Consider the following 13573-nt stretch of genomic DNA (forward strand, 5'->3'; position numbering starts at 1 on the left):
CGACCGGGTGACTGAGAATCTCAGATTCCAGATCGCGCGGATACCGTCTCATTCGTGTCCGAACCCACGTTCCGGCAGAGGCGGCTGGGCAGAGTTCTGCAGGAGCTGCGGGAGAAGGCCGGTCTCAGCCAGCGCGACATCGCCGAGCGCCTGCGCTACAACATCGCCAAGGTCAGCCGCATCGAGAACGGTCAGGTGCCTGACCACAGCGCGCTGGAGACGATGCTCGATGTGTACGGCGTGATCGCCGACGACGTCGAGCCTTATCTGGAGATGTGGAACCTCGCGGTCGAGAAGGCGTGGTGGCACCAGTTCCGGTTGGAGGACCAGGGTTACATCAGCCTGGAGCACGACGCGACGATGATCATGACGTTCGAGGCCAGCTATGTTCCTGTTCTGCTGCAGACGAAGAAGTACATGCGGGCGGTGTTCGCCGGTTCACGAACACGACGGTCCACGAAGTGGATCGAGAACCAGGTAGAGATCCGGTCGCGGCGGCAGCAGCGCCTTCACGGTGACGACCCGCTTTGCTATCACGCGATCATCGCCGAGTCGGCACTTCGTCATGCGGACCGGGAGCAGCTCCTGCACATCAACAAAATGGCCGAGCTGCCCAATGTCACGGTCCAGGTGATCCCCGACTCGGCAGGTCTGCATGACGGGCACAACGGTTCGTTCACCCTGCTGGACTTCCCCTACCCCAGCGATCCTCGCGTGTTGTACGTCGAGCACACCGAGGGCTCGATTCACATTGAGGATCTGGCCCGGGTCAGGTCGGCTACCCTTACCTTCAAGCACCTCTCGAAGCTGGCGTCAACTCCGGAGGAGTCTGTCGTGTGGATCGAGAGGCTGGCTGCCGAGAGGTAGGGATGGACGTGTGGCGCAAGAGCAGCCGCAGCAACAACGGAGGAAACGGCAACTGTGTCGAAGTTGCGTTGACGGGTTCCGCCGCGTTTGTCCGTGACTCCAAGAATCCCGAGCAGATCGTCGCCGTGCCCGGCTGGGGCGACTTCCTCGAAGCGGTCAAGCGTGGCGATCTTTAAGGGGCCGGAGATGTGGCGCAAGAGCAGCCGTAGCAACAACGGTGGAAACGGCGATTGCGTCGAGGTCGCCTTGGCCGGTCCCGCCGCGCTCGTCCGTGACTCCAAGAACCCCGGCTCCACCGTGGCCGCGCCCCGCTGGGCAGCGTTCCTGGCAGCGGTCAAGGACGAAAAGCTAGGGCAGGTCTGAGAGCCACTGCTCCACGCCCGCCACGTGCACCGTGGACCAGCTGCGGGCGAGCTCGGGCTGGTGGGCGGCGAGGGCGTCGACGATGGCTCGGTGTTCGGCGACTGTGCGCTCCACGGCGTTCGACTGGGTGATGCCGCGCCAGATTCGGGCGCGGATGGTCGGGCCGGCCAGGGTGTCGAGGAGCTGGGCCAGGTAGGCGTTGCCGGAGCACTGGGCGATGGCTCGGTGGAACTCCAGGTCGTGGTCCACCAGTTCCTCCACGGTTCTCGCCGTCTCGGCGGCGTCGCAGAGGGCGCGGAGTCTCATGATCTGGTCTGGGTCGGCGCGCTGGGCCGCCATCGCGGCGGCGGCGGGTTCCAGGATCTGGCGGACTTGGAGGACTTCCAAGGCCGAGTCCTCGCCTCGGTGCAGGTCCAGCACGAACGAGAGGGCGCCGAGCAGGTCGTCGGCGCGCAGGGACGAGACGTAGGTGCCGTCGCCCTGGCGGACGTCCAGCACTCGGACGAGTGACAGGGCCTTCACGGCCTCGCGCAGTGAGTTGCGGGAGAGGCCGAGGCGTTCTGCCAGGTCAGCCTCTCGCGGCAGGCGGTCGCCGGGCTTCAGCTCGCCCGAAACGATCATCTCCCTGACGCGCAGGATCGCGTCGTCGGTGACTGCCACGGCACCCTCAACTCGTCGTAGACCTCGGATGTCTGGTGTCCAGTATGCGACAAAGAGGTTCACCTTCGGGGCACACCCGTGCGTCTGGTCATGATTCACGGAATGATTTGTGAGATGGTTATCTGGTAACGACAGGTGACGGGGCGCCCTGTTGTCGCCATAATGGTCTGGACCATTCAAGGAGGGATCTTGGACGCCGTTGTCGCAGCACCGCGCGCTTTGCTCGGTCGCACGATCGTCGGTCCTGCCTCGGTGCGGATCAGGGACGGCCGCATCGTCGAGGTGACCACCGGTGAAGCTCCGCCTGGCGCAGAGGTCCTCTCCGGCGGGCTGCTGACGCCGGGCCTCGTCGACGTCCAGGTGAACGGCGCCGTCGGCGTCGACTTCGCCGAGGTGGACGCCGCCGGGATGCGCGCCGTCGCGGAAGCCCTGCCGTCCACCGGGGTGACCCGGTTCCTGCCCACGTTGATCACCGCACCGGTCGACGTGGTGTTGCGGCAGGCCAGGGCTGTTCTGTCCGCGGCGGCCGCGCTGCCGGACGGAGTCGGTGCCCGCCCCCTCGGCGTGCACCTGGAGGGCCCCTTCCTGTCGCCCAAGCGGGCAGGGGTGCACGACCCGTCGTTCATGGTCGAGCCAGGACCCGACCAGATCTCGGCGCTGCTGGAGGACGACACCCTCCGGCGGGCGCTGCGGATGGTGACGATGGCACCGGAGCAGCCCGGCGGGTTGGAGGCGGTCCGCCGGTTGGTCGAGGCAGGGGTGCTGGTGGCCGTGGGGCATTCCGACGCCACCGGTGAGCAGACCCGTGAGGCCGCGGACGCCGGGGCGCGGATGGTGACCCATCTGTTCAACGCCCAGCGGCCGTTGGGGCATCGGGAGCCTGGTGTGCCCGGGGTCGCGTTGGTCGACGAGCGGTTCACGCTCGGGCTGATCGCTGATCTTGCCCATGTCGGGCCGGACGTCTGCCGGTTGGTGTTCAACGCGGCGGGCGAGCGGGTCGCGCTGGTCACCGATGCCGTTGCCGCCGCCGGGATGCCGCCGGGGCGGTATCACCTCGGTGGGGCCGATGTCCTGCTGGCGGAGGACGGAGTGCCCCGGTCGCCCGAGGGGACGATCGCCGGGTCCGCGTTGACGTTGGACCGGGCTGTGCGGAACATCGTGTCCGTGGGGGTTCCGGTGGCTGACGCGTTGGCGTCGGCGACGATCGTTCCCGCCGAGGTCATCGGGGAGGCCGGGCTCGGGCGGCTCTCGCCGGGGGCCGTCGCGGACCTCGTGTGGTGGGACGAGCAGCTGAGGCCCCGGAAGGTCTGGGTCGACGGGCAGGTGGTGTTCGACGCCGACGTGCCGGCTGCGCCGGTTGCCGCCGGTTACGCCACCGCCGGGCAGTAAGCACGGAGGACGCGAGAGCGCCCGCCCGACTGGTGTCGGGCGGGCGCTTTTCGTTGTGTGTCAGCGGGTTCTGGTCACCTTGTTCAGGCCCCTGGGGCTGTCCGGGTCGCCGCCCCTGGCCAGGGCCAGGCCGTAGGCCAGGCGTTGGACCGGGAGGATCTCCAGCACTGGAGCCACTTCCTCCGCCGTCTCCGGGATCGGGACGGCCAGGGTCGCGCCGGCCTTTTCCGATGCCGAGCCGACTGCCACCACGTCCGCTCCGCGCTGGTGGACCACGTCCAGGGCGTCGCGGAGGGAGTCGCCGCCCTTGCCGATCGAGGTGATCGCGAGGACCGCGGTTTCGCCGTCCACGGCTGCCACCGGGCCGTGGAGGAGGTCTGCGCCGCTGTACGCGCGGGCGGCCAGGTAGGAGGTTTCCGCCAGTTTCAGGGAGGCTTCCAGGGCCGTCGCGTAGGAGTAGCCGCGGCCGGTGGTGAGGACCCGGTCCACGAAGCGGTAGCGGCGGACCGCTTCCTCGACGGTGGGGGCTGAGGCGTCGAGGGTCACCTGGGCCAGTTCGCCGAGGTTCGCCGCTGCTTCGCCGGTGCCGCCTCGAATGGCGTCGATCAGCAGGTACAGGGCCAGGAGGGTGGCCGAGTAGGTCTTCGTCGCCGCCACCGCCTGTTCCACGCCCGCCGCCACGTCGACCGAGAGTTCGGCCGCCGCGTTCAGGGGCGAGGTGGAGGTGTTCGTGACGGCCACGGTCAGGGCGCCTCGCCTGCGGTAGTTCGCCGTCACCTCCAGGAGGTCCGGGGAGCCGCCTGACTGGGAGACGGTGACCAGGAGGACGTCGCGGAGGTCCGGTTCGGCGCCGTAGAGGGTGGTCGTGGAGGCCGAGACCAGGCCCGCCGGGAGCTCCAGGAGGATCTCGGTCAGGTACTTCGCGTAGATCGCGGCGTGGTCGCTGGAGCCGCGTGCCGCGAACAGGACGAAGCGCGGGGCTCGGTCGCGGATCACGGCCGCCACTTCGGCGATGGCCGCGCGCGAGTCGTACAGGGCCGCGTAGACCGACGGTTGTTCCGCGATCTCTGCTGCCATGTGCCGGCCTGGCTGGGGCGTGGTCATGTCGTGCCTTTCAGGATCAGCTCGGCCGCTGCTCGGAGGCTCACCCGAGAACTGCCGTGGGTGTCGATGCGGGCGGCGCTGCCCAGGTCGGGGCCCGGGACGCCGGTTTCCACGTGCACGACGTCCAGGTCAAGCTCCGCGAGGCCGGTCACCAGCTGCCGGGCGGTGGTGTGGCGGTGCGCGTCGCGGGTCACCACCACAATCGTGCGCCTGCCCGCCGCTTTCGCAACCTCGGCGGCTGTCACGTCGCCGGTCGCGATGACCGTGGTGCCGGGGAGCACCTCGGTCAGGTGGGGGCCGAGGCCCCACGGGACGTCGCCGACGGCGATCGATGGGTCCACGACCAGGTCGACCACCAGCGGGTCGGTGCCCACGTCGATGCGGCCGCGGGACTCGAGGGCCCTGCGGGCCGCCGTCAGGCCGATCCCGGCGTCGTGGGCGTCCACCGTGGACGGGGGGACGCCCAGTGCGAGGGCTCTGGCCGCGGCCTGGGTCAGGCGTTCCTCGGAGAGGTCGCCGGACTTCACCGCCGCGACGATCGAGTCGACCAGGTGCCGCAGGTCCTCGTCGTCGAGGGCGATGCCGCCCAGGCACATCGCGTCGACGCCCGCCGCCAGCGCACGCACGGCGCCCTGGGCGAGGTCGCCGCCGACGGCCTTCATGTCGAGGCCGTCGGTGATCACCGCGCCGGTGAAGCCCAGCTCGGTGCGGAGCAGGTCGATCGCGTGCTTGTTCAGCGTCACCGGCGCGCTGCCCCACTCGGGGACCACGAGGTGACCGGTCATGATCGACCGGACGCCCGCGTTCACGGCCGCCTGGAACGGCACGAGCTCGACGGCGCGGAGCTGCTCCTCGGTGCGGGGCAGCACCGGCAGCTGCTCGTGCGAGTCCTCTGTGGACGCTCCGTGGCCCGGGAAGTGCTTGGCGCACGCGGCGACGCCCACCGCTTGCAGGCCCTCGACCCACGCGGCGACGTGCCGGGCGGCGAGAGCCGGGTCCGAGCCGAACGCGCGGACGCCGATGATCGGGTCGTCGAGCGTCAGCACGAGGTCCGCGGACGGCGCCAGGTTCAGCGAGATGCCGCACTTCGCGAGCCGGGAGCCGATGGACGCGGCGACCGAACGGGTCAGGTCCACGTCGTCCGCCGCGCCCAGGGCGTGGTTGCCCGGCACCTCGGAGCCGCGGCCCGCGTCGAGCCGCGTGACGTCACCGCCCTCCTCGTCGATGCCGATCACCACGTCCGGGCGCGCCGCGCGCAGCTCACCGCACAGGGCGGTCACCTGGGCGTCGTCGACGACGTTGCGCCCGAACAGCACGACGCCGCCGAGACCGTCAGCGACGCGCCGCAGCAACCAGTCGGGTGCGGTCGTTCCGTGGAAACCGGGGAGCAGAACGGCTGCGGCCAGCTGGTCCACGCGTCATCCCTTCACCGCGCCGGCGGTGACACCGGCGACCATCTTGCGCTGCACGATCAGGAAGAACACCAGGGCGGGCACGGTGAACAGGACGGACGCGGCCATCGCGCCACCCCAGTCGGTGCCGAACGCGGTCTGGAACCCGGACAGCCACACGGGCAGCGTCTCGCTGTCCTGGCTGCGGATCAGCACCTTGGCGAACAGGAACTCGTTCCACGCCGTGATGAACGCGAACACCGACGTCGCCACGAGGCCGGGACCGAGCAGCGGCAGCGTCACCTTCTGGAAGGCGCCCCACCGGCCGCAGCCGTCGACCATCGCCGCCTCTTCGAGCTCGATCGGGATGCCGTTGACGAACCCGCGCAACGTCCACGCGCAGAACGGCAGCGTCACCGCGAAGTACACGAGCACGAGCGACGAGAGGTGTTCGTACAGCTGGAGGTCCCGCATCATCAGGAACATCGGGATCAGCAACGCCTCGAACGGCGCCATCTGCGCCACCAGCATCAGCAGCAGGAAGCTCTTGCGGCCGCGGAAGGCGAAGCGGGACATGGCGACCGCCGCCGTGATGCCGACGACGATCGCGGCGAGCACCGCGGTCAGCGTCACCAGCAGGCTGTTGCCGAGCGACGACAGGAAGCCCGGCTTGGTCCACGCCGTCACGAAGTTCGTGAACGTGACCGAGAACGGGATCAGGTCGTAGTCGGACGTGATCGTCGAGCCCTTGGGCTTGAGCGCCGACGTGAGCATCCAGTACGTCGGGAAGAGGAAGAACAGCGCGAGCACGAGACCGGCGACGTTCGCCGCGGACTTCTTGAGCATCAGATCTTCCCCTCCTCGGTCTGCAGCAGCTTGCGCAGGTACTGGAACGTGATCAGGCCGAGGATCACCATCATCAGCACGGAGATGGCCGCGGCGACGCCGAAGTGGCTCTTCGCGATGCCCTCCAGGTACTGCAGGACGGGCAGCGTCGTGCTCTCACCGCTGGGGCCGCCCTCGCGGAACACCCAGATCTGGGTGAAGACCTTGAAGTCCCACAGCGTCGACAGGAACGTCACCATCATCAGCAGCGACTTGATCTCCGGCCACGTCACCGCGCGGAACGTCTGCCAGCCGGTCGCGCCGTCGATGCCCGCCGCCTCGTAGAGGTCGCGCGGAATGCCGACCAGGCCCGCGTAGAGCGAGAAGGCGAGGAAGGGGATCGCCTGCCACACGATCAGCAGGCCCACGACGGAGAGCGTCGAGGTGCCGGAGGAGAACCACGAGTAGCCCGCGAAGGAGTCGAACCCGAGCTGCACCAGCGTCTTGTTCAAGATGCCGTAGTTCTGGTCGAACATCCACTGGTAGACCGTGGTCGAGGCGAGGATCGGCATCGCCCACGCGCACAGCATCGCGATCTGCAGGGCGATCCGCACCCACGGCGTGAGCACGCGCATCAGCAGCGCGATGCCCAGGCCCGCTCCCACCGACACGACGACGACGGAGGCGGTGAACAGGACGGTCCGCAGCGCGACTTCCCAGAACCGCTCGTCCTGGAGCACGGTCACGTAGTTGTCGAAGCCGGTCCACACGATCTCGCCGCGCACCAGCTCGCCGAGGTTCAGCTGGCGGAAGCTCGTCACGAAGACGGAGACGACCGGCCAGCCGATCAGCCAGAGGATCGCGATGAGGGCGGGGGCCAGCAGCAGGTAGGGCAGTGCCCGGTCGAAGGCACCGCCCCGGCGGCGCTTCGGCGCGCCACCCGTCACGGCAGGCGGAAGCGCCGGAGGGAGGTCCCCTGCCGGCGCTGCCGCTTCGGTCGTTTTGACGGCCGTCATCTCGGCTTGGCTAGGCCATGGCCTTGGTGATGGCTTCGCTCGCGTCCTTCGTCGCCTGGTCCAGCGACTTCGCGCCGGTCAGGTACGCGGTGAGAGCGTCCTTCAGCGGGTTCTGGCCCGCCTCGACGGCCGCCCACTTCGGCGTCACCGGGGTGACCTTGCCGTTGGGGGACGAGTCCGCCATCGCCTTGCCGATCGCGGTGGTCTGGAGCTTCGCGGTGTCCTTCGAGGTGCCGGGAACAGCGCCGCCCTCGGCGAGCATGTCCTGGTACTTCTTCGACGACAGCAGCGCGAGGTACTTCTTCGCGGCGTCCGCGTTCTTGCTGGAGGCCGGGATCGCGAGGTTCGAGCCACCGAGGAAGACGGGGGCGGACTCGCCGGCCTTCTTCGACGGGATCGGGAACGCCGAGGTGGTCTTCTCCAGCTCCGGCTTGGCCTTGATGGCGCCGGCGAGCTCCCACGGGAGGCCGACCATCATGCCGACGTTGCCGGTGCCGAAGACCTCCATCTGCTGGGGCTTCGCCTCGTCGATGTCGGCGGGGACCTTCTTCTCGGCGGACGCGTCGTAGAGGGCCTTGTACGCCTCGAAGCCGGCCTTCGCCTGCGGGGTGTCGAGCGTGCCGGTCCACTTGCCGTTGTCCAGCTTGGCGATGTCGCCGCCCTCGTCCCAGATCAGCGAGAGCAGGAAGTACCAGGACTGGCCGGGCAGGTAGAGGGCCTGGAAGTCGGGGTTGGACGCGTTGGCGGCCTTGAGCTTGCCGATCGCGTCGATCCACTCGTCACGCGAGGTCGGCGCCTTGGCGACGCCCGCGGCCTCCAGCAGGTCCGTGCGGTAGATCACGGTGCGGTTCGCCGCGTAGAACGGGACGCCGAACTGCTTGCCGTTGAGCGTCAGCGAGTCCTTGAGGCCGCCCAGCCACTCGCCGCCGTTGAACTGCTCGGCGTCGGCGGTGAGGTCGGCCAGCGTGCCCTGCTCCGCGAAGCTCGCGGTCTGGGTGTTGCCGAGCTCGATCACGTCCGGGGGCGTGCTGCTGGCCAGTGCCGTGGTCAGCTTCTCCTGGATGCCGGTCCACTTCTGGACCTCGTACTTGACCTTGATGCCGTTCGCGTCCTCGAACTCCTTGTTCAACGCGTCGGTCAGGGTCGTCGGCGCGGAGCCGTCCATGAGCCACACGGTGATCTCTTTGGTCTCCGCGTCGCTACCGCTGTTCGTGCTCGTGCCACATCCGGACACGGCCACTGCCAGTGCGGCGGCACCAGCAGCGAGTCCTTTCCAGCCCTTCACAGTCGCGCCCTTTCACCAAGCCCGGCCCTCGCCGGAACGTCCAAGTGGTGTAGACCAATGTGGAACAGCGTGTGCTGCGTCACCGGTCCTGTCAAGCGCGTTGCCAAACCGTTTCCGAGTCCTCGGACCTTTTTGTGTCGATTGGCGGGGGTTCGCCCGCACGAACCGGCACGGACAAGGCATCCTTGTGGAGCGGGACATGGAGTGCGAGGAGGAGGCCATGCTGGAGACGACGCCTGCAACGGGCGTGGACGCCAGGACGCGTGCGCAGCGCGAACCCAAGTACTGGGGTCTCAAGCGGCACCTGCTCGACCTGCTGAGGGCACTGCCGCCGGGGTCGCCGATCCCCACGGAACGGTCGCTCGCCGCGGAGTTCGACGTCTCCAGGACCACGGTCCGCCAGGCACTCGCCGAGCTGACGGTCGAGGGCAGGCTGCTCCGCGTGCAGGGCAAGGGCACCTTCGCGGCGGAGCCCAAGGTCGCCCAGCGGCTCCAGCTGTCGTCGTACACAGAGGACATGCGGGCCCAGGGCCGCGTGCCGTCGTCGAAGCTGATCGAGGCGTCGGAGATGCCCGCGGAGGCCGAGCTGGCCCGCTACCTCGGCGTCCGCCCCGGTGCCAAGGTCCTCCGGCTGCACCGCCTCCGGCTCGCCGACAACGAGCCGATGGCCATCGAGACGACCCACCTCGCGCTGGGCCGGTTCCGCGGCCTGCGCCGCTACCTGGCGCCCGGTGCCTCGCTCTACCAGGTCCTCTCCGAGCGCTTCGGCGTCGAGATGGGCCACGCGGAGGAGACCATCGAGACGGCGCTCGCCTCGCCGGAGGAGGCGGAGCTGCTCGGCGCCGACATCGGCCTGCCGATGCTGCTGCTGTCCCGGCACTCGTTCGACACCGAGGGCAACCCGATCGAGTGGGTGCGCTCGGTCTACCGGGGTGACCGCTACAAGTTCGTGGCCACGCTGAACAGGCCCTCTTGATCTCGTGGGGCACACCGCGCGCCCGCGCGGTGCTCGCCACGACGATCCTCGGCTCGGGCATGGCCATGCTCGACGGCACGATCGTCAACGTGGCGCTGCCCCGGATCGCGGCGGAGCTCGGCGCGTCGGTCTCGGACCTGCAGTGGATCCTCAACGGGTACCTGCTCGCGTTGGCCTCGCTGATCCTGGTCGCGGGCTCGCTGGGCGACAGGTTCGGCCGGCGGCGGGTCTACGTGACCGGCGTCGTCTGGTTCGGGCTCGCCTCGCTGCTCTGCGGTGCGGCGTGGAACGTGCCGGTGCTCGTCGCCGCCCGCGTGTTGCAGGGTGTCGGCGCCGCGCTGCTGACGCCCGGTGCCTTGGCGATCTTGCAGGCGTCGTTCCGGCGGGAGGACCGTTCGCGGGCGATCGGGGCCTGGTCGGGGCTCTCCGGTGTGGCGACGGCGGTCGGGCCGCTGGTCGGCGGGCTGCTCGTGCAGGCGTGGTCGTGGCGGCTCGCGTTCCTGGTGAACCTGCCGGTCGCGGCCGTCTGCGTGGTCCTCGCGCTGCGGTTCGTGCCGGAGTCGCGGGACGAGTCGGCCGGGCACCCGAACTACCTGTCCGCGCTGGTCGGCGCTGCGGGACTCGCTTTGTTGACCGGTGGGATTGTTGAACAATCCTACGTTGCGACGATCCTCGGCCTGCTGGCGCTGGTGGCGTTCGGAGTGCTGCAGAAACGCTCTCGCGACCCGCTCGTACCTGTAGAATTGTTCAACAATCGCACGTTCCTACTGTCGAACGTTCTGACGTTCCTCGTGTACGCGGCGCTGGGCGGCGTGATGGTGCTGCTCGTCCTGCAGTTGCAGATCTCGCTGGGCTACTCGCCGACGGCGTCCGGCCTGGCCAGCGTGCCGATCACGATCATCATGTTGCTGGCCTCGTCGACGTCGGGCCGGATCGCCCAGCGCCACGGGCCGCGGTGGCAGCTGGTCGCCGGTCCGGTGCTGGTCGGGGCGGGCATGCTGCTGTTGCGCAACGCCGTTCCCGGCTCCTCGTACGTCACCGGGGTGCTGCCGGGCGTGCTGGTGTTCGGCATCGGCCTGGCCGCCGTCGTCGCGCCGGTCACCGCGACGGTGCTGGCCTCGGCCCCCGACCACCACGCGGGCGTCGCGTCCGGCGTGAACAACGCCGTGGCCCGCACCGGCGGCCTGCTCGCCACCGCCGTGCTGCCCGTCGCGGTGGGGCTGACCGGCGCCGGCTACGCCGACCCCGCCGTGATGACCCGCGGCTGGCAGACGGCCCTCGTGCTGTGCGCGGTGGCGGCGATCATCGGCGGCCTGCTGGCGTTCGGCGTGGACAACCGGGTGCTGGCCGCCGCGCCAGAGCAGCACGAGACGCCGCACCCCGGCGAATGCCTGCACTGCGGCGTCGAGGGGCCCCCGACGCACGTCCGGTCAGGCAGCGAGAAGGCGAGCCAGTAGCGCCGGGTCGACGTTGCCGCCGGACACGACGGCCACACCCTCGCCGAGCTTCGCCGCAGCGGCGACCGCGACGGCGCCGCTCGGTTCCGCGACCAGCCGCGCCCTCCTGACCAGGTCCGTCATGGCGCGGTGGATCTCGTCCTCGGAGACCGTGACGACGTCGTCCACGTACTTCGAGATGTGCGACCAGGTCAGCTCCGACGGCTCGTCCCGCAGCGCGTCGGCGACGGTCTCGGCCCGCCGGAACGGGTCCCAGCGCACCAGCTCGCCCCTGGCGAGGGACTCCGCGATGTCGGCGGCCAGCGCTGGCTCCGCGCCGACCACGCGGACGTCGGGGCGCAGCGACTTCACGGCCGTGGCGACACCGGAGATCAGCCCGCCACCGGACATCGGCACCACGACGACGCCGACGTCCGGCAGGTCCTCGACGATCTCCAGGCCGATCGTGCCCTGACCGGCGATCACGTCCGGGTGGTCGAACGGCGGGATCAGCGCGGCGCCGCGCTCGGCGACCAGCGCCTGAGCCCGTTCGACGCGCTCGGTGATGCCCACGACGTGCACCTCGGCGCCCAGCGCCCTGGTGGCCTCGACCTTGACCGGCGGGGTGTTGTCCGGCATCACGATCACCGCCGGGACGCCGTGCAGCCGCGCCGCGAACGCCACGGCCTGGGCGTGGTTGCCGCTGGAGTACGCGACCACGCCGTTCGCGCGGTTCTCCAGCCGGGCCAGCGCGTTCAGCGCGCCGCGCAGCTTGAACGCGCCGACCGGCTGGAGGTTCTCCGGCTTGAGCCAGCCGCGGCCGAACGGCAGCAACGGCGTGCGCACCACGTGCGGTGCGATCACCGTCGCCGCCGCGCGGACGTCTGACAACGTGATCATCCGAGGATCGACGCCAGCAGCGACGCCTCGACGTTGCCGCCGGACACCACCGCGACCGCCGGACCGCTCTGCAGCTCGCGGTTGAGGTAGGCGGCGACGGGGACGGCACCGCTCGGCTCCGCCACCACCCGCGTGCGGCGGGCGATCTGCTTCACCGCGTCGCGGATCTCGTCCTCGGAGACCGTGACGAACTCGTCGACGTGCTCGCGGATGTGCGCCCAGGTCAGCTCCGAGGGCTCCGCGCGCAGCCCGTCGGCGCACGTGCGGGCGCGGTCGTGGGCGTCCCAGTGCACCCGCTCGCCGGCGGCGAACGACGCGGTGGCGTCACCGGCCAGCGCCGGCTCCACGCCGATCACGCGGACGTCGGGGCGCAACGCCTTGACGGCCGCCGCGACACCGGAGATCAGCCCGCCACCGCTCACCGGCACCAGGATCGTCGCCACGTCGGGGAAGTCCTCGACGATCTCCAGCGCGATCGTGCCCTGGCCGGCGATCACGTCCGGGTGGTCGAACGGCGGGATCAGCGTCGCCCCGCGCTCCTCCACCAGCTCGGCGGCGCGCGACTCGCGTTCGGTGATGCCGACCACGAACACCTCGGCGCCGTGAGCACGCGTCGCCTCGATCTTCAGCTGAGGTGTGTTCTCCGGCACGACGATGGCCGCGGGCATGCCGAGGGTCTTGGCGGCGTAGGCGACCGCTTGCGCGTGGTTGCCGCTCGAGTACGCCACGACGCCGCGGGCGCGGTCCTCGGAAGGTATGCGGGACAAGGCGTTCACGGCACCGCGCTGCTTGAAGGCCCCGATCGGCTGCAGGCACTCCGGTTTGATCATCAGTCCGGAGTCGAACGTCAGCAGCGGGGTGCGCACCACGTGCGGGGCGATCGCGGCGGCTGCCGCTCGGACGTCTTCGAGAGTCACCAGGCGCATGTCGTCGATGATGCACTTCGGCGGTCCGCAACCGGTGAATTGTGCCCAACGTCCTACGTGTGTCCCGGCCGGAGCTTCCCGGTGGCGGAGCGGGCTGGGTGGCCTTCTTTCGGCCCCGAACCCATTCGGTGATCACTTCACTACGTTGAGCGATAGTTAACGGTCAATTGCTACGCAATGCAGTTGATCAGTCGTGAGCTGTGACACACTTCCTCCACGGTCGGGTACAAGCGTCACAGCGTAACGAGACGATAACGTCACTCGAACGGGCGAAGGTTTAGCCCCGAAAGAGACAAAAGGAGGGCGCGATGAAGCTCGTGGAAGCACCACTTGAGCGCCGTGCCCGAAGCCCGGAGACGTACCGGAAGGAAGTGGGAGGGGTGGGGCGACCCCTGCCGCCGCCCCACCACCCGTCCCCCTAGAGCCCCCGAGAGA

The 13573-nt window shown here is 69.7% G+C and carries 14 protein-coding genes; 6 read left to right on the forward strand and 8 right to left on the reverse strand.

The window, feature by feature from the left end:
- Positions 1-54: 54 nt before the first annotated feature.
- Genes BLT23_RS29995 through BLT23_RS30005 form a run of 3 tightly spaced genes read left to right on the forward strand, consistent with a single transcriptional unit; the run spans position 55 to position 1230 of the window.
- Positions 55-867 (forward strand): helix-turn-helix domain-containing protein, encoded by an 813-nt coding sequence (locus tag BLT23_RS29995; RefSeq protein ID WP_176946976.1) that lies wholly within the window; start codon positions 55-57, stop codon positions 865-867.
- Between the two features lie 2 nt (positions 868-869).
- Complete coding sequence (locus BLT23_RS30000) at positions 870-1043, forward strand: DUF397 domain-containing protein (protein ID WP_090054991.1); 174 nt, start codon at positions 870-872, stop codon at positions 1041-1043.
- A complete protein-coding gene (locus tag BLT23_RS30005; protein WP_425434426.1) occupies positions 1030-1230 on the forward strand; it encodes a DUF397 domain-containing protein in 201 nt (66 codons plus the stop codon). Before BLT23_RS30000 ends, BLT23_RS30005 begins: the two co-directional genes overlap by 14 nt.
- Here BLT23_RS30005 and BLT23_RS30010 read toward each other — a convergent pair.
- Complete coding sequence (locus BLT23_RS30010) at positions 1216-1890, reverse strand: FadR/GntR family transcriptional regulator (protein WP_090054996.1); 675 nt, start codon at positions 1888-1890, stop codon at positions 1216-1218. The two genes, BLT23_RS30005 and BLT23_RS30010, sit on opposite strands and share 15 nt — an antisense overlap.
- 189 nt (positions 1891-2079) lie before the next feature.
- Here BLT23_RS30010 and nagA point away from each other — a divergent pair, with 189 nt between their 5' ends.
- The gene (gene nagA, locus BLT23_RS30015) at positions 2080-3279 is read left to right on the forward strand and encodes an N-acetylglucosamine-6-phosphate deacetylase (RefSeq protein ID WP_090054998.1); all 1200 of its coding nucleotides are present in this window, start codon (positions 2080-2082) and stop codon (positions 3277-3279) included.
- Between the two features lie 60 nt (positions 3280-3339).
- Here nagA and BLT23_RS30020 read toward each other — a convergent pair whose 3' ends face one another.
- From BLT23_RS30020 to BLT23_RS30040, 5 genes are read right to left on the reverse strand one after another with little or no spacing between them, the layout of a single operon-like run.
- Entirely contained in the window at positions 3340-4383 is a 1044-nt protein-coding gene (locus tag BLT23_RS30020; RefSeq protein WP_090055001.1) for an SIS domain-containing protein, read from the reverse strand.
- Positions 4380-5798: a glycoside hydrolase family 3 protein gene (locus tag BLT23_RS30025; protein WP_090055003.1), complete on the reverse strand. Its 1419-nt coding sequence runs from the start codon at positions 5796-5798 to the stop codon at positions 4380-4382. The genes BLT23_RS30020 and BLT23_RS30025 overlap by 4 nt, the downstream gene beginning before the upstream one ends.
- 3 nt (positions 5799-5801) lie before the next feature.
- Complete coding sequence (locus BLT23_RS30030; RefSeq protein WP_090055006.1) at positions 5802-6620, reverse strand: carbohydrate ABC transporter permease; 819 nt, start codon at positions 6618-6620, stop codon at positions 5802-5804.
- Positions 6620-7615 carry a carbohydrate ABC transporter permease gene (locus BLT23_RS30035; RefSeq protein WP_090055009.1) on the reverse strand — a complete coding sequence of 332 codons (996 nt, stop codon included), beginning with the start codon at positions 7613-7615 and terminating at the stop codon, positions 6620-6622. The genes BLT23_RS30030 and BLT23_RS30035 overlap by 1 nt, the downstream gene beginning before the upstream one ends.
- A gap of 10 nt (positions 7616-7625) precedes the next feature.
- Positions 7626-8900, reverse strand: coding sequence for an extracellular solute-binding protein (locus tag BLT23_RS30040; protein ID WP_090055012.1), 1275 nt, complete (start codon positions 8898-8900; stop codon positions 7626-7628).
- Between the two features lie 220 nt (positions 8901-9120).
- On the opposite strand from BLT23_RS30040, the gene BLT23_RS30045 reads away from it, so the two are divergent.
- Positions 9121-9876 (forward strand): GntR family transcriptional regulator, encoded by a 756-nt coding sequence (locus BLT23_RS30045; RefSeq protein WP_090055433.1) that lies wholly within the window; start codon positions 9121-9123, stop codon positions 9874-9876.
- A complete protein-coding gene (locus BLT23_RS30050) occupies positions 9873-11333 on the forward strand; it encodes an MFS transporter (protein ID WP_281248919.1) in 1461 nt (486 codons plus the stop codon). The genes BLT23_RS30045 and BLT23_RS30050 overlap by 4 nt, the downstream gene beginning before the upstream one ends.
- Here the strand turns inward: BLT23_RS30050 and BLT23_RS30055 are convergent.
- The gene (locus BLT23_RS30055; RefSeq protein ID WP_090055015.1) at positions 11307-12212 is read right to left on the reverse strand and encodes a threonine ammonia-lyase; all 906 of its coding nucleotides are present in this window, start codon (positions 12210-12212) and stop codon (positions 11307-11309) included. The genes BLT23_RS30050 and BLT23_RS30055 overlap by 27 nt on opposite strands.
- Positions 12209-13138, reverse strand: coding sequence for a threonine ammonia-lyase (locus tag BLT23_RS30060; protein ID WP_090055018.1), 930 nt, complete (start codon positions 13136-13138; stop codon positions 12209-12211). The genes BLT23_RS30055 and BLT23_RS30060 overlap by 4 nt, the downstream gene beginning before the upstream one ends.
- Positions 13139-13573 lie beyond the last annotated feature (435 nt).

Origin of the sequence: Lentzea fradiae (genome assembly GCF_900100955.1) — a bacterium.
In the GTDB taxonomy this organism is placed as follows: Bacteria; Actinomycetota; Actinomycetes; order Mycobacteriales; family Pseudonocardiaceae; genus Lentzea; species Lentzea fradiae.

Bases quoted from the DNA above. Each gene is read 5' to 3' on its own strand.
- BLT23_RS30060 (WP_090055018.1), bottom strand. From the start codon at position 13,138: ATGCGCCTGGTGACTCTCGAAGACGTCCGAGCGGCAGCCGCCGCGATC.
- BLT23_RS30035 (WP_090055009.1), bottom strand. From the start codon at position 7,615: ATGACGGCCGTCAAAACGACCGAAGCGGCAGCGCCGGCAGGGGACCTC.
- BLT23_RS30055 (WP_090055015.1), bottom strand. From the start codon at position 12,212: ATGATCACGTTGTCAGACGTCCGCGCGGCGGCGACGGTGATCGCACCG.
- BLT23_RS30045 (WP_090055433.1), top strand. From the start codon at position 9,121: ATGCTGGAGACGACGCCTGCAACGGGCGTGGACGCCAGGACGCGTGCG.
- BLT23_RS30000 (WP_090054991.1), top strand. From the start codon at position 870: ATGGACGTGTGGCGCAAGAGCAGCCGCAGCAACAACGGAGGAAACGGC.
- BLT23_RS30030 (WP_090055006.1), bottom strand. From the start codon at position 6,620: ATGCTCAAGAAGTCCGCGGCGAACGTCGCCGGTCTCGTGCTCGCGCTG.
- BLT23_RS30020 (WP_090055001.1), bottom strand. From the start codon at position 4,383: ATGACCACGCCCCAGCCAGGCCGGCACATGGCAGCAGAGATCGCGGAA.